This window comes from Hyphomicrobium sp. (assembly GCF_035572195.1).
GTDB lineage: Bacteria > Pseudomonadota > Alphaproteobacteria > Rhizobiales > Hyphomicrobiaceae > Hyphomicrobium_B.
In genome coordinates, this window is the sequence record NZ_DATNBA010000043.1 from 1 (window position 1) to 20,783 (window position 20,783).

A 20,783-nucleotide genomic window follows, 5' to 3' on the forward strand; every position below is an offset into this window, starting at 1 on the left:
TCAACGCCATCTCGACGATCCTGATCGGCATTGTCACGCTCGGCGTATTGATCGCCGCGTATTTCTCGAAGCGCTCGGCGGAACGCGAAGACCAAGAACGCCGCCGGGCGTTCGGCGCCGTCGGCTAGGAACCTTGATTCCACTCACTCGATGGCCGGACTTGACCCCGCCATCCAGTGCAAAACGAAAATGTCGCTTTTGGCCCTGGATGGCCGCCTCGGAGGGCGGCCATGGAGTGAATGGGACGTCACCTCACGCAAAATTTGTGCTTGGCTTGGATGCAAGCTAATCGTGCGCTCGTGAAGGCTCAAAATCACATAGCTTCGTACTACGCCGCGACCGCCAATGACCGGACGCGCCATCCGGCGCTCGAAGGCACGGTCAAGGCCGACGTGTGTGTCATCGGCGGCGGCTTCTCGGGCGTCGCGACGGCATTGACGATGGCCGAGCGCGGCCGTTCCGTCGTCCTTCTCGAAGCCAACCGCATCGGCTGGGGCGCATCGGGACGCAACGGCGGCCAGATGATCGGCGGCATCAGCGGCGAAGCGGCGATTAAGCGCCAGCACGGCGCGGCCGGTGCCAAGCTCGTCCGCGATATTCGCTACCGCGGCCACGAGATCATCGAGGGGCGCATCGCCAAATATGGCATCTCTTGCGATCTGAAACACGGCTGGATGGAGGTCGCGGCCCGCCCGAGCCATATGCGTGCTATCCGCGCCCATGTCGCAGAGCGCATCAAGGACGGCGACGGCGATCATCTCGAAATTGTCGAGCCGCAGAATATGCCGCGCGTCCTTGGCACGACCTCCTATCATGGCGGTGTCATCGACCCTCGCAGCGGTCATCTGCATGGCCTCAATCTGTGCCTTGGCGAAGCCCGCGCCGCGGTGAACCTTGGCGTCAGGATTTTCGAGGAAACGCCGGCCGTCGCTCTCGAAGGCGGCGCCAAGCCTTGGGTCAAGACCGAGCGCGGCCGCGTCGAGGCGGAAACCGTCGTCATCGGCGGGGAAATCTTCGACAACTTCGATCAGCCGAGGCTCAAAGGCCTGATGCTGCCGACGGGAAGCTACATCATCGCGACGGAGCCTTTGAGCGATGCCGTCGTGGCGGCGATCAATCCGCAGGATCTCGCCGTCGCCGACAGCAACGTCGTGGTCGATTACTTCCGGCTTTCAGCCGATCGCCGCATGCTCTTTGGCGGCCGTTGCAATTACTCAAACCGCGATCCTACGGATATCGGTGCTTCCATTCAGCCACGAATGATCGGGATTTTCCCCCAGCTTGCCGATGCGAAGATCGACTTCGCATGGGGCGGGCGCATCGCAATCATCGTCGACCGCGTGCCCGCCGTCGGCCGCCTCGCGCCGAACCTCTATTTCCTGCAGGGCTACTGCGGCCACGGCGTCAACGCTTCGCATATCGCGGCTGAAATCGTCTCGGATGCAATTTGCGGAACGACCGAACGGTTCGATCTGTTCGATCGCATTCGTCACGTGCGGCTGCCGCTCAGCGACCTTTTCGGCAATCAGATGCTGGCGCTCGGCATGCTCTATTACCGCCTGCGCGATCTGCTTTAGAACGACGCTACCAGCGCAAGACCCGCGAGCCGATTAAGGCTCCGAGTACGGTCATCAAAACGAAGCCGATCGAATACCAGGCGGCGACGAATAACGGACTGTCGTCCGTGCAATGGCTGGCATAAAGCGTCGCGGCGATGCCGGCGGACAGCAGGCCGCCGACGGCTCCGGCAACGGTTGGGTTCGCGGGCGCACCGGAGCGCAGCGCGTAGAGCACGGCAGCGAACGGCGCCAGGGACAGCAACGGGATCACCGTGACGCAGAACAATGAATTGCGCCCGATCATCCGTGCATGCCAGGCATCAGCCGGCACCGAGGCGAGCTCGAAAATAATCGCAGCCAACAGCAGCGCCGGACCCAGAGCCAGCCACCACAGCCGCTTGCCGGGCGCGAAGTCCGGTCGCGCCAGACCGCGAACGAGTAGAAACGCCGGAATGGCGACGCTCAGCGTCAGCACGAACTTGAAAAGGAAGCGGCCTGAGTTCATCGCGACGTTCGAAAAATCCGCACGAACACCGAAGGCCCACAGGAAATAGGCGAGCGACAGCAAGGCCCCGATTGCGACCGCGACGGCAAGCGTGCGCGCAATCGGCGGCTCGACGCTCGGAGCGTCGGCGGCAAGGGCTCTGATCAGGTCGTCGGTCTTCATAACTTCTTCTCTTGATAGGTATCGGCGAGCGTCTTCAGGCTACGGTGCAACGCGACGCGCACCGCGATTTCGGTCATTCCGAGCCGCGCCGCGACATCGCGGGCGGAATGCCCGTCGATGCTGATCGCCTGGACGATCTCGCGGTTGCGCTCCGGAAGACGGTTCAGCACGCGTGTCACGTCATGAGCGTCGATCGAAGCCTGCTGGTCCTCTCCCTCGAATTCAAATTGCGTCAGGTCGACTGAAACTTCCGGACGCCGGCCGCGTCGGCGCAAATCATCGATCATCTTGTTGCGCGCAATCGCCAGCATCCACGGCCCGAGCGGCATTGATGCGTCCCAGGTATGGCGCTTCAGGTGAATCGCGAGCAGCACGTCCTGCACCACATCCTCAACATCATCACGCGCAATACCAACGCCGGCAAAGCCGCGACGAACGACGCCGCGCAACACATGCGACAAGTCTGCCAGAAGTGTGCGGTAAGCCCCTTCATCGCCCGCGATTGCAGCGCGCATCAGCCGGGACCATTCCGCGTCTCGAGCCTTCCGGTCCAAAACTAGCCTTCCAATATTGCTTCGCTGGCCGGGAACAAAACGTTACGTGCGGCGCCCGTCCGCTTCGCGCATATGGCAGATGCGCCAGGGGCTCCGCAAGATGCGAGCATGGCTGTCGCGGGGGAGGGCCGAGCCGGATTTAACCCTGGGGCAGCCAGATCCAGAGAATGGCGACGTAGGTCAGCCCATGCAGGAGCTGGTCGAAGCCGAGCGCACACCAATATTGCCTGTCGGCGAACCGCCATCCGTAGTGATGGACGATCTGCTCTTTCGCCCAGTCGATGTGGTAATGGACCAGGAATTCGACTGCGAGAAGCCAGCAGGCAAGCACCGCGCTGCCGCCCGGAAAAAGCAAAAAAACGGGCGCCGTCAAAAGGATATGGATAAGCGCGTGGAGCAGGCCACCCGGCGCACCGTAGATGCCCTTTTGCCGGTAGATCGTCTCGGTCTGCAGAAAGAAATCGGCAACGGCATGCTTGGCCAGAAGGTAGGCCATAGCCGCAAGCGTCGCGTGTACGGGTGACATGATGATCCAATACCGTGTAGCGGACCCCTCCGATTATCCCGAACATACTGGTGCTTCCAGATGCTCGAATAAAGCAAAAGCGTCCGCTAACCCTGCCGGATAGCGTTTCTAGCGCCGCAGGGATGGATCAGCTGTCACGTGGGGAACAAGTCCAGGCAACGTCACCGTGCCTGGACTTGGGGTTCTGAAGGCGCGGCTCAGTTAACCCGCTGAACCTCGACGAGGTTATCGGAGAACGTCGGCGCCCGGCCGAGGCCGCACCAGGCGTCGGACGAGATGCTGTTGACCGAACCGTCCGAGCGGTTGAGCGAGCGCCAATAACCGAGCGTGGCGACGACGACGCCATCCGGCACATCGTCCGTCACCTTGGCAACGCCTTCGAAATCGCCGCGGTCGTTGTAGACCCGGACGGGATCGCCCTCGCGGATCGAACGTTTCGTGGCATCGCCCGGCGAGATCATCACGAACTGTTCGCCCTGGCCTTTGATCTTGTGAGGCTCGTTCGCGTAGCACGAGTTCAGGAACCCGTGGCTCTTCGGTGAAACGATGTTGAGCGAATAAAGCTTGGCTCTTTCCGGGTTCGTCTCGGGTCTCTCGCGGGCCGGCACGTAACCGGGAAGCGGATCGACCGGCTCACCCGCCTGATCACCGTCGTACATGGCGCGGAACGGTCCGGCCACGAAGTTCGTGGCACCGTGCAGCAACATCTCGACTTTGCCCGAGGGCGTTGGGAATTTGCCTTCGGCGTGCGGCGCGCGCGTGTCGGCGGGGCCGACGTCGATCCTGTAGTAGCCGTGCTCCTTGAAATAATTCATGTCGATGCCGCCCATCTTGGGGTCGGTCCAGTTGATGTATTCGGCGCAAAGCTCGCTATCGGTCATTTTGAAAACGGGATCGTCGAAGCCCATTTCCTTGGCGAGCAAACGCCACATGTCGCTCGTCGGCTTGCACTCTCCGGGCGGATTGATCGCCTTCTGATTGTACGTGAAATAGAAATGACCCCACGACCACATCATGTCTTCGGCCTCGCCGGCCATCGCCGACGGCAGCACGATATCGGCGTACTTCGCGGTATCGGTGAGGAAGTGCTCCGCCACCACGGTGAACAGATCTTCTCGCTTCAAACCTTCGACGATTTTATTCGTCTCAGGCGCCTGCGATACCGGATTGGTGCAGAACACGAACAGGCTTTTGATCGGCGGATCGAGTTCGCCGGTCAGCGCCGCGCCGAGCCGAAGATTGTTAATGGCGCGCGTGCCCGGCTTGATCCAGTCGGGCCTCGCTGCTTTGGTCCAGTCGACCGGGAAGTCCCAGAGCGGCATCTGTAAGAGACCGCCTCCGACGTGTCGCCACGAACCGACAAGTGCCGGCAGGCAGCAGGCGGCGCGAATGGTTTGTCCGCCGCCGGCGCTACGTTCGAGGGCGACGCCGATACGAATGACCGATGGCTGAGCGGTTGCAAACTCGTGAGCGAACTTTTCGACGTCGGCGGCCTTCACACCGGTAATTTTTTCGACGTATTCGGGCGTGAATTCGGCGGCGCGTTCTTTGAGTTCGGGAAATCCGACCGTGTATTTGTCAACGTAGTCCTGATCGACCAGGCCTTGCTGAATGATGGAATTGATGAAGCCCATCGCCAAAGCGCCATCGGTGCCGGGCTTCGGGCAGATGTGCCAGTCGCCGGCCTTTGCCGTACGCGACTTGAAGGAGTCGATGACGACGATCTTGGCGCCGCGCTTTTGTGCTTCGAGCACGAATGGCCAGTGATGCAGGTTGGTCGAAATCGAATTGCATGCCCAGATGACGATGAACTTCGAATGGACGAAGCTCTCCGGATCGACGGCGCCGGTTGGGCCAACCGTCAGCAGCCATGCGGTCGATGAGCCGGACGCGCAGAACGTCTTCTCGTTGACCGTCGTTCCGAGCCGGTTGAAGAATGGGTCGCCGGAGTTGATGCCTTGCACCAGGCCCATGTTACCCAGATAGCTGTACGGCATGATTGCCTGGCTGCCGTACGTGCCGATGATCTCGCGCCAGCGCGTGCCGATCTCTGAAATCGCCTCGTCCCAGGTGATGCGCTCGAACTGCCGCGAACCCTTCGGGCCGGAGCGCCTCATGGGGTACATCAGCCGGTCCGGATTGGCGTGGTGATCGTGGAAGTCTTTCAGCTTCACGCACAGGCCGCCGCGGGTCATCGGGTGGTTTTTCTTGCCCTTGACTGAAATGAGCTGCCCGCCCCTGACCTCGTAATCCATCGAGCAGGTGTCCGGACAATCGTGCGGGCATGCTCCATGGAATATTTCGGTTTTGACCTGTTCGTTCATCGTGTTCCCTCCGCTAGGATTGGCGTCCTGTAGGGCGCTCATTGTTGATACATTTTCGGGCACTCTCGCACCGTTCGCCCGAAGCGTCCAATTGAAAAGCGTTCATTATCTCGCAGTGCAAAAATATCCGCATGCGTCTCTTTTCAAATTGATTGTTGTTGGACTTGTCGGCTTTCGCTGAAATTCGCGACTCTCCGGAGTGAAGCGCTCTCTCACGGTGCGTCCGGGGCCGCGCAGCAGTCTTCGTAGACGTGTTCGTATTCGCGCGCGTCCCGCACGCTGTATGTGCCTGCGATGATCTCATGTGCACGACTCTCCAGTGGAACCTTGCCGTGTGCGCCGGGAAGGTCGAGCACGTACGTCGGCAGTGCCAGTCCTGAAAGCCGCCGCCGAAGCTCCGACATCAAGGCTTGGCCCTCTCCGATCGTCGTGCGGAAGTGCGCAGTGCCGGGCGCCAGGTCACCGTGATGCAGGTAGTAGGGTTTGACGCGAACCTCGACCAACGCTCGCATCAAAGCTTCGAGCGTGTCTGCATTGTCGTTGACGCCGCGCAGTAAAACCGTCTGGCTGACAATAGGGATACCGGCGTCGACGATGCGCGCGATGGCGGCGCGTGCGTCGCCCGTCAATTCGCGCGGATGGTTCGTGTGCAGTCCGACGAAGACGGTTTGGGTCGTTGCGCGAAGCGCCGCGATCAGCGCCTCCGTAACGCGCTCCGGATCGACGACCGGCACGCGCGTGTGCCAGCGCAGCACCTTCACATGCGGAATGGCCGACAGCGCTTCGGTGACCTCGCGGATACGGCGCGGGGACAATACGAAGGGATCGCCGCCGGTCAGAATGACTTCCCAGACGGCAGGCGTCGCGCGGATGTAATCGAGCGCGGCAGCAAGGTCATCGGCCGACAGGGCCTCGCCGTTCTCCGGCCCGACCATTTCGCGACGGAAGCAGAAGCGGCAGTAGACCGGACAGACGCTTGCGATTTTCAACAGCACGCGGTCGGGGTAGCGATGCACGATACCGGGCGCCGGGCTCTTCAAGCGATCGCCGATCGGGTCGTCGCGCTCTGCGGCGTGCGTTACGAGTTCGCGCGGATCGGGCACGAACTGCCGCGCTATTGGATCGTTCGCATCGCTTCGGTCGATGAGGCTGGCGATGTCCGGCGTGATGGCGATCGTGTAGCGGGCCCCCACGTCGGTTATCGCGGCGCGGGCAGCTTCGGGAATGAGGCCCTCGGTGATCAAATCATCAACCGACGTCAGCTTGCGAGGAAGTTCCGTCATGCCGGAGGCCATGCGTCGGTATCGTGATCCGGGTGCTGATAGGAAACGAGGTTCGTTAGAAAATGAGCGGCCACCGCATCATCGAGCGTCTGCTTTGCCGGAAGTTCGTGAATGCGATCGACGTAAGGCAACTTGGCCTCGACGCCCCATTGCAGTTTCGGCGAGATCTTTTCGGGCGTGTCGAAAGCTCCAATGGCGAGAGCGATGCCGTCGGGCGCTTCGTAGGTGAGCGGCGTACCGCAGTCTCCACAGAAGCCGCGCGACACTGCATTCGACGACTGAAATTTTTTAAGTTGGCCGCGCGTCCATGTGAGTTTCGCATCGCGCAGCGAGACAAGCGGCGCGTAGAAGCCGCCGAACGCCTTCTGACACATGCGGCAATGACAAACCGAAGCATCGCCCAATCTACCCTCGGCACGAAAGCGCATCGCGCCGCATTGGCAGCCACCGGAATGGGTTGAGGTCATTGCCAACTCCTTCTCCCATCGCCCCAAGAGCAGCGGGGGCAGATCGCCTAATTGCCGCCATCCGCAATCGGCGTCCAGATGACCTGATCGACCCGCTCGGCACCAACGGCCAGCATAACCAGCCGGTCGAAGCCGAGCGCACAGCCCGATGCGGGCGGCATCTTAGCCAGCGCAGCAAGAAAATCCTCATCGATCGGATAGCGCTCGCCATAGATGTGGCTTTTCTCCGCCATCCGGGTTTCAAAGCGGCGGCGCTGCTCGCCGGCGTCGGTCAACTCCCCAAAGCCGTTGGCGAGTTCGACGCCGCATGCGTAAAGTTCGAAGCGTTCGGCCCAGATCGGAGCGACGGGGTCGGGCCGGGCAAGCGCCGCCTCGTTCGCCGGATAGCGGTAGAGAATATCGGCTTGGACGAGCCCGAGCTGGGGTTCCACTTTCTCAACGATAACGCGGCTGAAAATATCCGACCATGAATCCTGTTCGCCGACTTGAATACCGGCATCGCGAACCCGAGTAGCAAGCGCGTCGCGATCGACGCTGGTTTTCGTCAGCGTTTCGCCAAGACCGATACCGGCGGCGGCAAACGCGTCTTCGACCGCCCGGCGCCCGAGTGGCCTCAGCGGATCGCAAACCTTGCCGCGAAACGTCCAGGGCGAGTGGCCGCTCGTATCGGCCGCAATCCTCAGGATCGCCGCGCAGTCATCCCATAGGGCTTCATAGGGTGCGTCCGTCCGATACCATTCGAGCATCGTGAATTCCGGCGCGTGCAGCGCGCCCCGCTCGCGATTGCGGAACACGGGCGCGAACGTGAAGATCTTCGTTTCCCCCGCAGCCAGCAATTTCTTCATCGCGAATTCGGGCGACGTGTGGAGATAAAGATCGCGGCGCGACAAATCGGTCGCCACGAGTTCGGTCGCGAAAGCATGCAAATGCGTCTCGTTGCCGGGAGACACCTGCAGGCACGCCGTCTCGACCTCTATGAAGCCTTGGGAAACAAACCAGGCCCGGATGGCCGCCTTGATCCGGCCACGCATGATAAGAAATGGCCGGCGGTCGGCATGTTTGTCGGCATTCCACCAGGGCGAAGGTTGCGACATCGGACCAATTTGGGCTTTTGCGGGTGAGGTTGCCGCACTTTGCGACACATAACTTGGCGGCTGAAGGGTAAGCGGGTAAGAGACGCGGAGATTCCCTGCAGGCTACCCGCTACTCGACCGTCCGATCAGGTGGCCGCGGCGCTTGAATTTTGAGAACGGAGACCACTGGTGGTGAAGGTTATTGCAAGCTCGGTCCGCAAAGGCAATGTGCTCGATCTCGAGGGCAGGCTTGCCGTTGTGATGCACGCGGAAAACATTCACCCCGGCAAGGGAACGCCCGTCACGCATCTCGAAATGCGCCGTATCGCCGACGGCGTGAAGGTCGTCGAGCGCTACCGGACGACCGACCAGGTCGAGCGCGCCTATCTCGATGAAAAGGACTACAATTATCTCTACGAAGACGACATGGGTTTCAACTTCATGCATCCCGAGACGTTCGACCAGATCACCATTCCGAAGGATGTCGTCGGCGATCAGGGGCAGTGGCTGCAGGAGGGTATGACGTGCCTCGTCGCGCTGCATGAGGGCAATCCGATTTCGATCGAGCTGCCGCAGCGCGTGACGCTGGAAATCGTCGAGGCCGATCCGGTCGTCAAAGGCCAAACCGCGTCATCGTCCTATAAGCCCGCCAAACTCTCGAACGGCGCCCGCGTGATGGTGCCGCCTCACATCGGCGCCGGTACCCGCGTCGTCGTCATGACGGCCGATGGCTCATACGTCGAGCGCGCCAAGGACTAAGAAACAGCCTTCGCAAATACAAAGCGCCGCCTGGCTGTTGCCGGCGGCGCTTGGCTTGTCGATTTTATCCTGGATTAACCGCGGCATTCATCATCGAACGCGAAGCAGGCGCGGTCGTCGCCGCGATTGCACCGGAACGCCCACCGGTCGCACCGCTCACGCCAGCGGCGATGCTCGTAGGCGTTGGCGCGGCTGGAGTTTGCGATGATCGCCGCCGCACTGAGACCAATAATTGTGCCCGCCACAATACCGGCGCCCCGGCCCGCTTCGGCCGGCGTGGTCATCGCCGGAACGACGGCGCTGACCATCATCAGCGAAGCTACCCCGGTCATCATGAGTTTTTTCATAAGTCTCTCCCTCTGGCCTCGCGCTCGGCGTCAGCCTGTTCATTCGCAAACGCTCGATGGTCATACCCGGACGGGTGCGACCCAGGGCACGCGTCACCATTCGCCATTCCCACTGAACCATGGTGAAATTTTGATGTGCAGGTGACTTCGCTAAAACATCGCGCCGGGACGCAGTTAAATATCCAACTTCAAGACATCGACGACGGTGCCCTCCGGCTGGCGAGGCGAATCGGCGGCAACGACGAGCAGGCAGTCGGCGCGTTGCAACGCTGTGATTAGGCCGCTGTCTTGACTCTTGAACGGCGTTACCCGCGGCGGCGAATGGGTGATATCGAGCGCCGCCCGCATGTAGTGCTGACGCGGTCCGTTCGCCTCGACCGGCTCAGTAAGAACGGCGTCGATCGTCGCGAGAGGCGCCTCGCGGCCGAGCAGCCACCCGATAAGCGGTACGAGAAACACGCGCGCCGAAATCACCGCCGAAACCGGATTTCCAGGCAGGCCAAGGCAGTGCTGGCGGACGCCCGCAACGACGCGAGACCCAAAGAACAGCGGCTTTCCGGGGCGCATTGCAATTTTGTAGAAATCGAGCCGCGCGCCGGCCCTTTCGAGGGCAGGGCGGACGAGATCGTGGTCTCCGACGGAAGCCCCGCCAATCGTCAGGAGGATGTCGGCGCCATCGGAAACGTTCAAGGCGGCAGCAAGAGACTCATGCGAATCGCGTGCAATGCCGAGAACGCGCGCCTCTCCGCCCGCGGCTTCGACCATTGCGGCGAGTCCAAAGGAATTGGAGGCCCAGATTTGACCGTGCCGCAATGGCGCTCCGGGCTCGACGAGTTCGTCGCCGGTCGAGAGAATCGCCACGACGGGCTTACGGATGACCGGAAGCGTTGCGTGGCCGGCGCTCGCAGCGAGGAGAACATCTCGGGCCGTCAGGCGGCGACCCTGCTGCAAAAGTATCTCGCCCTTTATGAAGTCCTGCCCCCGGGTACGAACATTCGCCCCGCGCAGGACGACCTCGCGGATGGTGACGGTCGTGCCATTGGCTAGCACGTCTTCCTGGATGACAACGGAGTCAGCGCCTTCTGGCATTGCGCCGCCCGTGAAAATGCGTGCCGCCTGACCCTTGCCGAGCCTGTCTGCAAAGGGCTTTCCCGCGCCGGATTCCCCGATGACGACGAACGACGCGGGCGTCGTCGCCCCATCCATTGAGCTGACCGCGTAGCCGTCCATTGCGGACGCATCGAAGGGCGGGTTGTCGACACGAGCGGCGACGGAATTCGCAAGCGTGCGACCGAAGGCGTGGCGGAGATCGACGTCTTCGGATTCGAGCAGGGCCGCAGAGTCGAGAATGCGCTGCAGCGCCTCGGTTACAGGCAGCAACGCCATGATATCACCGGCCTCCCGAACGTGGGCGGGCTTTGAACTTTCCGGACTTTCCGCCTTCTTTCTCAACGAGGCGAACGCCATCGACGGTCATCGATTTATCGACCGCCTTCAGCATGTCGTAGAGCGTCAGGCATGCGATCGACACCGCAGTCAACGCTTCCATCTCGACGCCGGTCTGGCCGGAGACTTTGACTTCGGCTTTGACGTGGACGCCGGGCGGGACCTCCGACAGCGCAAAATCGACAGTTGCTTTTGTAATCGCCAGCGGATGGCAAAGCGGGATCAGCTCGTGCGTGCGTTTCGCGGCCATGATCCCGGCGATCCGGGCAGCTCCGATCACATCACCTTTTTTCGATTGGCCGCTTTCGACCAGAACCAGAGTTTCCGGCCGCATCGAGATGAAGCCTTCGGCGACGGCCCGACGCGCCGTGATCGCCTTCTCCGACACGTCGACCATGCGGGCCTGACCCTTGTCGTCGATGTGAGAAAGCTTGCTCATGCCGAAGCACCCGAAGCAAGGAGCGCCCTCGTCGCCGCGGCGACGTCGGCTTGGCGCATCAGGCTTTCACCGACGAGATAGGTATGAACGCCGGCCTTCGCGAGACGCGCAATATCGGCGGGCGTGAATATCCCGCTCTCGCCGACGACGATCCTGTCCGGCGGAATTTTCGGCGCCAGCTTTTCCGTCATCTCGAGGCTTACCTCGAATGTTTTGAGATTGCGATTGTTGATGCCGATCAGACGGCAATCGAGTTCGAGTGCGCGATCGAGTTCGGCGGCATTGTGAACCTCGGCGATCGCGTCCATGTCCCAATCTTTCGCCGCCGAAGCGAGGTCGCCGGCGGTGCGGTCATCCACTTCTGCGAGAATGATCAGGATGCAATCGGCGCCCCAGGCGCGCGCTTCGGCAACCTGGTAAGTATCGATCATGAAGTCCTTGCGCAGCACCGGCAGGGCCGTTGCTTGCCGCGCGGCGGTGAGGAAATCTGGCGCGCCCTGAAACGAAGGACGGTCCGTCAGCACTGACAGACACGCCGCACCTCCGGCCTCGTAAGCCTTGGCGAGCGACGGCGGATCGAAATCGGCGCGGATCAAACCCTTCGAAGGCGACGCCTTCTTGATCTCGGCGATCAGTGCCGGCTCGTTGTGCTTGAGCTTGGCTTCGATGGCGCCCGCGAATGAGCGCACCCTCGGTGCCGAACGGGCGTGTTCGGCAATGACACGCAGCGGCCGCAGCTCTTTGGCGCGTGCCACCTCCTCACGTTTGTAAGCCGTGATCTTCTCGAGAATGTCAGCCATATCAGATCGCTTCGTTCGTCACTGCCACGAGACGGTCGAGGGCGCGCGAGGCGCGTCCGCTGTCGATCGAAGCGTTAGCCTTTTCGATGCCGTCCGCAAGCCCGTCCGCCTTGCCTGCGATGATCAGCGCGGCGGCGGAGTTCAACACCACGATGTCTCGGTAGGGTCCCGGTTCGCCTTGCAGCAGGGCGTGGATCGCGGCGGCGTTCGTCGCTGCATCCCCGCCTTTGAGCGCGGCGATGTCGCTCCTCGCGAGGCCCACCTCTTCGGGCGTCAGATCAAAAGCGAAAATGTCGCCGTCCTTAAGTTCCGCGATGTGCGTCACCCCCGTCGTCGTCAGTTCGTCCATGCCGTCGTCGCCATGCACGACCCACGCATGTACCGAGCCCAGTTTGCGCAATACCTCCGCCACCGGTTCGACGAGCTTGCGATCATAAACACCGAGCACCTGCCGTGTGACCTTGGCCGGATTGCAGAGTGGTCCGAGTAGATTGAGGATCGTGCGTAATCCGAGATCATTGCGGATCGGAGCCCAGGTTTTGAAGGCAGGGTGATAAAGCGGCGCCCAGAGAAAGCCGACACCGGCATCGGCGATCGCACGCGACACGACCACGGGCGGCACATCGAGTTTAACACCGAGCGCAGCCAGCACGTCGGAAGCGCCGGACAGCGACGTCACGGCGCGATTGCCGTGCTTGGCGACGATTGCGCCCGCCCCCGCCGCGACGAACGTTGCCGCCGTCGAAATATTATAAGTGCCGTGGCTGTCGCCGCCGGTGCCGACGATGTCGATGGCATTGGGAGGCGCGTCGACGGTCGTCATGCGGCCACGCAAAAATTTGGCAGCCCCCGCGATCTCATCCGTCGTCTCGCCGCGGACGCGGAGCGCCATCAGGAATGCCCCCATCGCAACCGGCGGCGCGATCCCCGACATCAACAGATCGAGTGCCGCTTGCGTTCCCTCATCGGTGAGGGTTTCGCCGTCGGCGATGCGGTTCATCAGACGTTTCAGTTCGCGTGCAGGGTTTGCAACCGTCATGCGCCGCTCAAGCCGCCTTGAGGCTTTTCGGCGTGAAGCCGGCGAGCGTCAGAAAATTTGCGAGCAACGCGTGACCCTGCTGCGAGGCGATGCTTTCCGGATGGAACTGCACGCCGTGCACGGCATATGTCTTGTGCTGCAGCCCCATGATCAGGCCATCGTCGGTCTCCGCCGTGATCTCGAGGCAATCGGGCAGCGTTGCGCGGTCGACGATCAGCGAATGATAGCGCGTGATCTCGAACCGCTTCGGCAGACCCTTGAAGACGCCTTTGCCGGTATTGTTGATGGACGACAGCTTCCCATGCATCGGTGCCGGCGCGCGCACGACCTTGCCGCCGTAAGTCTGTCCGATCGCCTGATGCCCGAGGCAGACGCCAAGCAGTGGGATTGTCGGCCCGGCTTTCTTGATCAGATCGAGGCAGACGCCGGCTTCGTTGGGCGTGCAGGGGCCGGGCGAAAGCACGATGGCTTTCGGCTTCTTCTCCATGACTTCTTCGGCCGAAATCTTGTCGTTGCGGATCACGACGCTCTCGGCACCAAGCTCACCCAGGTAATGGACGAGATTGTAGGTAAAGCTGTCGTAGTTATCGATCAGAATGAGCATGGTGGCTTTGGTCCATGGGGCATCGGCATCGCCGTCTGGATTTCGTTCTAGCAGACGGGCCGCGTGGCGCGACAGGGAATATAGGCCCGTGCGCGCGACATTCAAATTGCGGCTAGGCGCGGTCGCGTGGCGTGATGAAGGCCTCGAGCCGCCCGGCGGCAGGGATGAGATCGCGCCAAGCTACCTGCGGAAAAGTAAATACCGCCAAAGCGGCGGTAGGAAGCTTGTCTTCGAGCCGCGAGATCGATTTCGCGTCTCCGGTGCCCATGAGCATCAGAGCCAGGCCGTGAAGACCTGGATTGTGCCCGATCATCAGCACCGATTTGGCGTCGATTGGAACGGCCTTGAGCCTATCGTAAAGTGCGTCGGGACTTGTGAGATATAGCCTGTCATCGAAGTCGACTTCGGCGGGTGGACCTTGGAGGCGAGGCGAGACAAGTTGAAGGGTCTCGCGCGTCCGCTTCGCCGGTGAACAGAGGATGAGCTGAGGTACGAAATGCAACTCTTTCAGGGCCTTTCCCATGATCTGAGCCGCGGCGCGTCCCCGATCGTTCAAGGGGCGGTCGAAATCATCGAGGTCCGAATCGTCCCAGCTCGACTTGGCATGGCGGAGGAGTCCGAGGGAAAGCATTGAAGCCTTGGGTTGGCGTTGCGGCGGATGATCGGACTGTATAGCACGTCTCCATTGCCGTTAAGCGTCAGGCCATAGTCGCGCCGCCGCGATACAGGACACGTCACAAATGGACTACGTGTTCGCTCCGATCGTCTGGCTGCTCGGCTTCGTCGTAAACGTCGTGCTGTGGCTCGTCTGGCAGCTGTTGTGGATCGTATTGTGGCTGGTGCTGCCGATCCTCGTGATCGCATTCATTGCACTGCGCGCCGCCGAATACATACTCGGGCAAGAGAGGGTGCGTGCTTGGGTCAGAGCGCGCACCGCCAAATACGGAACGGCAGCATCGATCCGCGCGCGCCGGCTGCTCTTTGCGCTGGGCGTCGTTCCGATAGGCGTTCTGTTCTGGTTCGTGATTTACGCGGTCTGGCACAGTATCGTCAGCCTTTTGTGGCGGCCGCGATGGACCCCGTGGCGGCGCGCATGGGCGAAACGCTGGCGCCCCAAGCCGCAATCCTGAGAGCAATCCGGCGGACTTGGTTAGCCGAACATCCCGCCGTTGCCGCCCGAACCCGACGTCATTCCACGGCCGGATTTCGAGGCAAAGCGCACGGCCTCTTCGGCGGCGCGGACGACGGCTCTCGCCTTATTGATGCATTCCTGCTGCTCATTTTCGGGAATGCTGTCATGCACGATGCCGGCGCCCGCCTGTACATGGATCATGCCGTCCTTCAAAATCGCGGTGCGCAGCACGATGCAGGTGTCCATCTCGCCGCCCGCCGAAAAGTACCCGACACATCCCGCATAGGGCCCGCGTTTCGCCTTCTCGAGCTCGGCGATGATTTGCATGGCCCGGACTTTTGGCGCCCCGGAAACCGTGCCCGCCGGAAAACCCGCCATCAGCGCGTCGATCGCATCATAATTGTCGTGGTCCAAACGCCCGACGACATTCGAGACGATGTGCATGACGTGGCTATAGCGCTCGATGACGAATTGATCGGTGACGGTGACGCTGCCTGTCGTCGACACCCGGCCGATGTCATTGCGGCCGAGATCGAGAAGCATCAGGTGTTCCGAACGCTCCTTCGGATCGGCGAGGAGGGCGGCGGCGAGCGCCTTGTCTTCGGCATCGTTGACGCCACGCCGTGCCGTACCGGCGATCGGCCGGATCGTGACTTCGCCCTCGCGCACGCGCACGAGAATTTCGGGCGACGAGCCGACAAGCTGAAACGTGCCGAAGTCGAGATGAAAGAGAAACGGCGAAGGATTGAGGCGCCTCAGCGACCGGTAAAGCGCAAACGATGGCAGTTCGAAAGGCGCCGAAAAACGCTGCGACAGCACCACCTGGAAGATGTCGCCAGCCTTGATGTAGTCTTTCGCCTTGGCGACCATCGCCAAGTAATCGGCGGCCGTCGTGTTGGATTGTGGCTCGGGGAGCGACAACGATTCCGTTGTCGCCGATGATCCATGCGGCAACGGCGCATCGAGATTTTGCATGGCGCCGTGAATGCGGGCCAGTGCGGCGGCATAGGCGTCCGCGGCATTGATCCCGGCGCTCGGACGCACCGGCGTCACCAGGATCATTTCGTCTTTCACATTGTCGAAGATCAGCATCAATGTCGGACGGATCAAGATCGCGTCCGGCACGCCGCACGTATCCGGTGTCATCTCCGGAAGCTTCTCGATGAGCCGCACGGTGTCGTAGCCCATGAAGCCGAAAATACCGGCGGCCATCGGCGGCAGCGCTTCGGGAAGCACAATGGCGCTTTCGGCCAGGAAGTTTCGCAGCGACTGAAGCGTCGGCGCATCGTCAGAGACGAAAGCACCGGCATCGGCCATCGGCGTTCTGTTGAGGGAAGCCGTCTCGCCGACGGCCTGCCAGACGACGTCCGGCGCAAAGCCGATCACGGAATAACGGCCGCGCGCCGATCCCCCTTCGATCGATTCAAGGAGAAAACTCATCGGCCGCCGGTCGCCGAGCTTCAGGTAGGCCGAAACAGGCGTCTCCAGGTCGGCGATAAGGCGCGTCCAGATTACCTGCGCCGTGCCTTGGTCGTAGACCTTGGCGAACCGATCCTCCTCCGGGAAAATTTCGGCTCCGGGTCCTGAACTCGCGGCGTCGGATTGCACGCCAGGTCCGGTCGGTAAGGATCGTGCCGTCAAGGCGTTCACCTTTTCATCACTCATTGCTGACGCCAAGGGCGCTGTTCAGTTCGGCTTGATTGATGGAGGTGCCATAACGGTTCTTCAGCGCTTCGGTGTATTCGGTCAGCGTCTGATTTGCGAGTTCGTCCTGGAGTTCGCGCGTTAGCCCATCAGTTTCCGTCAGTGATGGCGCGGGTGCCGGAATAATGTCAGCGACGCGAAACACGATCTGGGTGTTCGCATCCGGCGAGTCGCCATGCCCGGCGCGGCCTTTTGGAAGAGCAAAGGCTTGCGCGACCATCGCCTCTGAAATGCTCTGCGGTATCGTCTTGCGTGTCAGCGGATCGGTCTTCTCGACCTTGTTCTTTGCCTCCGCCTCTAGTGCAGTCATCGGCTCGCCGGTATTGACCCGGTCGGTGAGCTTCTTCGCGAGTTCGTTGAGCAGACGCTTGCGCTCCGACCGGACGAAGTTGTCCTTCACCTGATCTTTGACCTGATCGAATGTCTTTTGCTTCGGGGCCTCTGTCGAAAGCACATTCACCCATGCCGAACCGCCATCGGCGAGCTCGATCGCCGCATCGTCGGAATTGCTATCGGGTGCGAACGCCCGAGCGACGATCTTCCTGAGATCGGGTGTCTCCATGACCGGCTTGCCGTCCGGGTTCAATCCCGTAGCATCCGTCGCAGGAATTTCCTTGAACGTCAGCTTTGACTGATCGGCAATTTCCTTCAGCGTCTTGCCCGCCAGCCGCGCATCCTCCACTTCGTCGTGCTTGTTCTGCAGATCCGTCTTCGCCTTTTCGATCGCGATCTTGTCTTTGACTTCATCCTTCACGTCGGCGAGCGTGTGAGTGACGCCCGGCTCGATCTGCGTGACGCGGAGAATGACGGTCGCGAAGCGGCCTTCGATGACGTCGGAATACTTATCCTTTTCGAGCGAGAAGGCGGCGTCGGCAACTTTCGGATCGATCAGCGCTTTTTTGCTGATCAGACCAAGGTCGACGTCGGTGTCCTTAGCGCCGGCTTCCTTTGCGACGTCGCCGAACGTCTTCGTTCCATCGCGCAGCGCCTTGAGAGCCGTTTCCGCCGTCGCTTTGTCTTTGAAAGCGATCTGCTGGACGCGGCGCTGCTCGGGCGTGTTGTAACTATCCTTCGACGCCTCGTACGCCTTGGCGATCTCGTCGTCGCTGAGGGTCATCTGCTTCTTGAGATCGTCGACGCTGAGTGTCAGCACCTCGACCTTGCGGTACTCGGGCGTCATGTACTTGGCTTTGTCGGCCTCGTAGACTTCCTTGAGCTTGGCTTCGCTAGGATCCGGGACGGTGACCACTTCGGGATCGATCTTGATCCATTCGATGACGCGCTTTTCGTCATTATAGGCGTGCATCAGATCGAAGAGGGGTTTGGGAACCGTCTGGGCCTTGATGAATGATCCGACTAGCGCCGCCTTGATTTCATCCTGTCGCCTGAGATTGAGGAAACCGCGTTCGGTAAGACCGGTCTGGCGCAGCAAACCTTCGAACCCTTGCTTGGAAAACTTGCCATCCGGGCCTTTGAAGTCGGGATCGGCCTCGACGCTAGCGATGAGCGACTTGTCCGAAAGAGTGAGGCCAAGGTCTTCGGCGTGGTTTTCGAGGGCTGCTCCGACGACGAGTTGCGCGAGAACGCGCCTGTCGAGCCCGATCGCGTGGCCCTGCTCGGCGGTGATGCGCTTGTTCGCCTGTCGCGAAATACGATCGAGTTCGTTTTGGTACTGACGCCGGAATTCTTCGGACGAAATAGAGGTTCCGCCGACTTTCGCAACGGCGCCGCTAGTCCGGCCGGTGAACACGTCGGCAACACCCCAGATGCCGAAGCTGACGACCAGAATTCCAAATAATAATTTGGCGACCGGAGTTTGGGCGCCCCGTCTTAGTGACTCAAGCATGGATCTAGAGAGTCCCGATGATGGAAGCGTGACGCTGTCGCACGGAATGGCGTAGGGTCAACGGGCTTCGTATGGCAACGACCCCACGTGACGGGGCGGATCGGCATGATATGAAGCCTAGGCCGCTCCGGATTGCAAGGGCGCCCACCATCGGCGCTATTTCGCCGGGACGCGGTTTGGAAGAAGAGCTGTCGTGTCTGTAATGAAAAGAGGGGAAATATGGCCCGGCAAGCACACGCGATCCGGCCCCTCGTGGCGGGAAATTGGAAAATGAACGGGTTGCAGGCCAACGTGGCCGAAGCCCTCATCGTGCGCGACGCGGTCGACGGCGATCTCGCGTCAATCGGCGCCGACGTCTTAATCGCGCCGCCCGCGACGTTGATGACAGAGCTTTCGGCGGCCATCGGGAAAAGCCGCCTGCTGCTCGCTGGCCAGGACTGTCACGCCGCACCGTCGGGCCCTCATACCGGCGATATCGCGCCTGAAATGCTGAAGGAGGCCGGCGCTTCAGCGGTGATCGTCGGCCATTCAGAGCGGCGGGTGGACCACGGCGAAACGTGCGCTGAAGTCAAGGCGAAGGCAGAGGGCGCGCAACGTGCTGGTCTTATCGCCATCGTTTGTGTCGGAGAAACGCGTGACGAACGTGCATCGGGGTTCACGCTCGACGTGGTGTTGCAGCAACTCAAGGCGTCGTTGCCCGAGCAGTCGACGGCGGCCAATACTGTCGTAGCCTACGAGCCTGTCTGGGCGATCGGCACGGGTCTGACGCCGACGACGTCCGATGTCGAAGAGGTCCACGTTGCCATCAGGCGCGAACTTGCCGCCATCTTTGGCGAAGACGGCGAACGGATGCGCATTCTCTACGGCGGTTCGGTCAAGCCCGACAACGCGACGGCGCTGATGGCCGTGTCCGAAGTCAATGGTGCGCTCGTCGGCGGCGCCAGTCTCAAGGCGAGCGATTTTCTCGCCATAGTTCGTGCTTATGAGAGCCGATGATGCGGAACATTCATTGTTGTGCCATCGCCCTTGCCGCCTCACTGGTCTCGGCCACCACAGCGTTTGCGACGCAGCCGAAGATCGATGCCGAAACGTGCGCGCAACTGCGGCTCGAAGAGACCAAATTCCGGCAGTCGGGCATCCTCAACGATATGAGCAAGGGGCCTGAATGGGCGAAAGCCAACTTGACGCCGGAGCGGCTGCGCGAAGTCGAACATTATCTGACGCTCGGCGAGCAAGTGGAATTCGGATGTCGCGACGCTAAGCTTTCTCCCGATGCGGAAAAGGCCAGCGAAGCGGCGAGCCGTATTGAAAAGAATTCCGACGCCGACCCGACGGCTCCGTTGTCTGCGGCCTCTCCGAAGGCCGGCGGAACACCGCCCGCGGCGGCCGATCCACCAAAACCGTCAAAGCCGGTGTCGACCGCCAATCGACCGGCAAAGAAGACGGCGGCCCCGCATAAAAAGCGCGCGACTCATAAGAAGAAGGAATCCGCTGCACCACAGGCCGATAATATCGACAAAGTGACGCAGCCAACTCAGACGAGTGACACGCCTGCCGCCGAGCCCATAGCCGCCGAACCGGGACAGGTGCAAAATTCAAGTCCGTGGACGCCGGTCTCGCCGGCATTCGGATTTGGCGAGCCCCAAGTCGTTCCGTCTCAGTGAACACGTAGCTTTGTGAACACAAGGCTTTGGCCGGCCAAGCTGGCGCAGCCAGGGCTGGTCCGGCACGGCGGGCTGGTGTATAGCCGCGGTTGATAGCTCCCAAGACCTGGATCAATAAACATGGCCTCCGTCCTACTCGTCATTCACCTGATGATCTCCGCCACTCTGGTCTGCGTCGTACTTATGCAGAAATCGGAGGGTGGAGCGCTTGGCATTGGCGGTGGCGGCGGTGGTGGGTTTTTGACGGGCCGCGGCACTGCCAACCTGTTGACGCGTACAACGGCGGGGCTCGCTGCGGCGTTCTTCGTCACCAGCATTCTTCTGACCTTGATAGCCAACCACTCGTCGCGTTCTGGATCGGTTTTTGACGCGAGGCCCGCGGGTGCGCCGGTTAGCGGACCGGCGACGCCCGGCTCCGACGCTAAAAAGGCACCTGAAGGCCGTGGCGGCGTCCTCGACAAGCTGCAACAGCGGCAGGGCGCACCGGGCGTTCCACAGAGCCAGTAATCGTTGTCCGTTTTTTGTGCACCGGGCGCGGTTGTGCGCTGAG

Annotated in this window: 22 protein-coding genes; 6 read left to right on the forward strand and 16 right to left on the reverse strand. The window is 61.4% G+C overall.

Annotated elements, in window-relative coordinates:
• Positions 1-299: 299 nt before the first annotated feature.
• Positions 300-1,577: an FAD-binding oxidoreductase gene (locus VN623_RS04130; RefSeq protein ID WP_325568418.1), complete on the forward strand. Its 1,278-nt coding sequence runs from the start codon at positions 300-302 to the stop codon at positions 1,575-1,577.
• Between the two features lie 7 nt (positions 1,578-1,584).
• Here VN623_RS04130 and VN623_RS04135 read toward each other — a convergent pair whose 3' ends face one another.
• From VN623_RS04135 to epmA, 7 genes are all read right to left on the reverse strand, one after another.
• On the reverse strand, positions 1,585-2,226 hold the full coding sequence (locus VN623_RS04135) for an NrsF family protein (protein WP_325568420.1): 642 nt from the start codon (positions 2,224-2,226) through the stop codon (positions 1,585-1,587).
• Positions 2,223-2,780, reverse strand: a complete 558-nt coding sequence (locus VN623_RS04140) for a sigma-70 family RNA polymerase sigma factor (protein ID WP_325568422.1) — start codon at positions 2,778-2,780, stop codon at positions 2,223-2,225. The genes VN623_RS04135 and VN623_RS04140 overlap by 4 nt, the downstream gene beginning before the upstream one ends.
• A 139-nt stretch (positions 2,781-2,919) precedes the next feature.
• On the reverse strand, positions 2,920-3,306 hold the full coding sequence (locus VN623_RS04145; protein ID WP_325568424.1) for a DUF3307 domain-containing protein: 387 nt from the start codon (positions 3,304-3,306) through the stop codon (positions 2,920-2,922).
• 197 nt (positions 3,307-3,503) lie between these two features.
• Entirely contained in the window at positions 3,504-5,630 is a 2,127-nt protein-coding gene (locus VN623_RS04150) for a molybdopterin oxidoreductase family protein (RefSeq protein ID WP_325568426.1), read from the reverse strand.
• A gap of 212 nt (positions 5,631-5,842) precedes the next feature.
• Complete coding sequence (locus tag VN623_RS04155) at positions 5,843-6,913, reverse strand: lysine-2,3-aminomutase-like protein (protein WP_325568427.1); 1,071 nt, start codon at positions 6,911-6,913, stop codon at positions 5,843-5,845.
• Positions 6,910-7,380, reverse strand: coding sequence for a GFA family protein (locus VN623_RS04160; RefSeq protein WP_325568428.1), 471 nt, complete (start codon positions 7,378-7,380; stop codon positions 6,910-6,912). Before VN623_RS04160 ends, VN623_RS04155 begins: the two co-directional genes overlap by 4 nt.
• Before the next feature lie 47 nt (positions 7,381-7,427).
• Positions 7,428-8,474, reverse strand: a complete 1,047-nt coding sequence (gene epmA / locus VN623_RS04165) for an EF-P lysine aminoacylase EpmA (RefSeq protein WP_325568430.1) — start codon at positions 8,472-8,474, stop codon at positions 7,428-7,430.
• Between the two features lie 168 nt (positions 8,475-8,642).
• Here epmA and efp point away from each other — a divergent pair, with 168 nt between their 5' ends.
• On the forward strand, positions 8,643-9,212 hold the full coding sequence (gene efp, locus VN623_RS04170) for an elongation factor P (protein WP_325568432.1): 570 nt from the start codon (positions 8,643-8,645) through the stop codon (positions 9,210-9,212).
• A gap of 74 nt (positions 9,213-9,286) precedes the next feature.
• On the opposite strand, the gene VN623_RS04175 is transcribed toward efp, so the two are convergent.
• The 7 genes from VN623_RS04175 to VN623_RS04205 all read right to left on the reverse strand — a co-directional run bounded on the left by VN623_RS04175 (position 9,287) and on the right by VN623_RS04205 (position 14,518).
• Positions 9,287-9,559 carry a hypothetical protein gene (locus VN623_RS04175; RefSeq protein ID WP_325568434.1) on the reverse strand — a complete coding sequence of 91 codons (273 nt, stop codon included), beginning with the start codon at positions 9,557-9,559 and terminating at the stop codon, positions 9,287-9,289.
• 174 nt (positions 9,560-9,733) lie between these two features.
• Positions 9,734-10,945, reverse strand: coding sequence for a gephyrin-like molybdotransferase Glp (gene glp, locus VN623_RS04180; RefSeq protein WP_325568436.1), 1,212 nt, complete (start codon positions 10,943-10,945; stop codon positions 9,734-9,736).
• A gap of 4 nt (positions 10,946-10,949) precedes the next feature.
• On the reverse strand, positions 10,950-11,444 hold the full coding sequence (gene moaC / locus VN623_RS04185) for a cyclic pyranopterin monophosphate synthase MoaC (RefSeq protein WP_325568438.1): 495 nt from the start codon (positions 11,442-11,444) through the stop codon (positions 10,950-10,952).
• Positions 11,441-12,244 carry an indole-3-glycerol phosphate synthase TrpC gene (trpC, locus tag VN623_RS04190; protein ID WP_325568440.1) on the reverse strand — a complete coding sequence of 268 codons (804 nt, stop codon included), beginning with the start codon at positions 12,242-12,244 and terminating at the stop codon, positions 11,441-11,443. The genes moaC and trpC overlap by 4 nt, the downstream gene beginning before the upstream one ends.
• A gap of 1 nt (position 12,245) precedes the next feature.
• Positions 12,246-13,283: an anthranilate phosphoribosyltransferase gene (gene trpD / locus VN623_RS04195; protein ID WP_325568443.1), complete on the reverse strand. Its 1,038-nt coding sequence runs from the start codon at positions 13,281-13,283 to the stop codon at positions 12,246-12,248.
• Between the two features lie 7 nt (positions 13,284-13,290).
• Positions 13,291-13,887, reverse strand: coding sequence for an aminodeoxychorismate/anthranilate synthase component II (locus VN623_RS04200; protein WP_325568445.1), 597 nt, complete (start codon positions 13,885-13,887; stop codon positions 13,291-13,293).
• Between the two features lie 112 nt (positions 13,888-13,999).
• On the reverse strand, positions 14,000-14,518 hold the full coding sequence (locus tag VN623_RS04205) for a SixA phosphatase family protein (protein WP_325568447.1): 519 nt from the start codon (positions 14,516-14,518) through the stop codon (positions 14,000-14,002).
• A gap of 109 nt (positions 14,519-14,627) precedes the next feature.
• On the opposite strand from VN623_RS04205, the gene VN623_RS04210 reads away from it, so the two are divergent.
• Complete coding sequence (locus tag VN623_RS04210) at positions 14,628-15,017, forward strand: hypothetical protein (RefSeq protein WP_325568449.1); 390 nt, start codon at positions 14,628-14,630, stop codon at positions 15,015-15,017.
• A 20-nt stretch (positions 15,018-15,037) separates the two neighbouring features.
• Here VN623_RS04210 and trpE read toward each other — a convergent pair whose 3' ends face one another.
• Positions 15,038-16,684 carry an anthranilate synthase component I gene (trpE, locus tag VN623_RS04215; RefSeq protein WP_325568451.1) on the reverse strand — a complete coding sequence of 549 codons (1,647 nt, stop codon included), beginning with the start codon at positions 16,682-16,684 and terminating at the stop codon, positions 15,038-15,040.
• Positions 16,677-18,569 carry a SurA N-terminal domain-containing protein gene (locus VN623_RS04220; protein ID WP_325568453.1) on the reverse strand — a complete coding sequence of 631 codons (1,893 nt, stop codon included), beginning with the start codon at positions 18,567-18,569 and terminating at the stop codon, positions 16,677-16,679. Before VN623_RS04220 ends, trpE begins: the two co-directional genes overlap by 8 nt.
• Before the next feature lie 219 nt (positions 18,570-18,788).
• Here VN623_RS04220 and tpiA point away from each other — a divergent pair, with 219 nt between their 5' ends.
• The 3 genes from tpiA to secG all read left to right on the forward strand — a co-directional run bounded on the left by tpiA (position 18,789) and on the right by secG (position 20,740).
• Positions 18,789-19,565 carry a triose-phosphate isomerase gene (tpiA, locus tag VN623_RS04225; protein WP_325568455.1) on the forward strand — a complete coding sequence of 259 codons (777 nt, stop codon included), beginning with the start codon at positions 18,789-18,791 and terminating at the stop codon, positions 19,563-19,565.
• Entirely contained in the window at positions 19,562-20,233 is a 672-nt protein-coding gene (locus tag VN623_RS04230; RefSeq protein ID WP_325568457.1) for a hypothetical protein, read from the forward strand. The genes tpiA and VN623_RS04230 overlap by 4 nt, the downstream gene beginning before the upstream one ends.
• Before the next feature lie 120 nt (positions 20,234-20,353).
• The gene (secG, locus tag VN623_RS04235) at positions 20,354-20,740 is read left to right on the forward strand and encodes a preprotein translocase subunit SecG (RefSeq protein WP_325568459.1); all 387 of its coding nucleotides are present in this window, start codon (positions 20,354-20,356) and stop codon (positions 20,738-20,740) included.
• Positions 20,741-20,783 lie beyond the last annotated feature (43 nt).

Bases quoted from the DNA above. Each gene is read 5' to 3' on its own strand.
- VN623_RS04135 (WP_325568420.1), bottom strand. From the start codon at position 2,226: ATGAAGACCGACGACCTGATCAGAGCCCTTGCCGCCGACGCTCCGAGC.
- VN623_RS04145 (WP_325568424.1), bottom strand. From the start codon at position 3,306: ATGTCACCCGTACACGCGACGCTTGCGGCTATGGCCTACCTTCTGGCC.
- VN623_RS04150 (WP_325568426.1), bottom strand. From the start codon at position 5,630: ATGAACGAACAGGTCAAAACCGAAATATTCCATGGAGCATGCCCGCAC.
- VN623_RS04155 (WP_325568427.1), bottom strand. From the start codon at position 6,913: ATGACGGAACTTCCTCGCAAGCTGACGTCGGTTGATGATTTGATCACC.
- VN623_RS04160 (WP_325568428.1), bottom strand. From the start codon at position 7,380: ATGACCTCAACCCATTCCGGTGGCTGCCAATGCGGCGCGATGCGCTTT.
- epmA (WP_325568430.1), bottom strand. From the start codon at position 8,474: ATGTCGCAACCTTCGCCCTGGTGGAATGCCGACAAACATGCCGACCGC.
- VN623_RS04175 (WP_325568434.1), bottom strand. From the start codon at position 9,559: ATGAAAAAACTCATGATGACCGGGGTAGCTTCGCTGATGATGGTCAGC.
- glp (WP_325568436.1), bottom strand. From the start codon at position 10,945: ATGGCGTTGCTGCCTGTAACCGAGGCGCTGCAGCGCATTCTCGACTCT.
- moaC (WP_325568438.1), bottom strand. From the start codon at position 11,444: ATGAGCAAGCTTTCTCACATCGACGACAAGGGTCAGGCCCGCATGGTC.
- trpC (WP_325568440.1), bottom strand. From the start codon at position 12,244: ATGGCTGACATTCTCGAGAAGATCACGGCTTACAAACGTGAGGAGGTG.
- trpD (WP_325568443.1), bottom strand. From the start codon at position 13,283: ATGACGGTTGCAAACCCTGCACGCGAACTGAAACGTCTGATGAACCGC.
- VN623_RS04200 (WP_325568445.1), bottom strand. From the start codon at position 13,887: ATGCTCATTCTGATCGATAACTACGACAGCTTTACCTACAATCTCGTC.
- VN623_RS04205 (WP_325568447.1), bottom strand. From the start codon at position 14,518: ATGCTTTCCCTCGGACTCCTCCGCCATGCCAAGTCGAGCTGGGACGAT.
- VN623_RS04210 (WP_325568449.1), top strand. From the start codon at position 14,628: ATGGACTACGTGTTCGCTCCGATCGTCTGGCTGCTCGGCTTCGTCGTA.
- trpE (WP_325568451.1), bottom strand. From the start codon at position 16,684: ATGAGTGATGAAAAGGTGAACGCCTTGACGGCACGATCCTTACCGACC.
- VN623_RS04220 (WP_325568453.1), bottom strand. From the start codon at position 18,569: ATGCTTGAGTCACTAAGACGGGGCGCCCAAACTCCGGTCGCCAAATTA.
- tpiA (WP_325568455.1), top strand. From the start codon at position 18,789: ATGGCCCGGCAAGCACACGCGATCCGGCCCCTCGTGGCGGGAAATTGG.
- VN623_RS04230 (WP_325568457.1), top strand. From the start codon at position 19,562: ATGATGCGGAACATTCATTGTTGTGCCATCGCCCTTGCCGCCTCACTG.
- secG (WP_325568459.1), top strand. From the start codon at position 20,354: ATGGCCTCCGTCCTACTCGTCATTCACCTGATGATCTCCGCCACTCTG.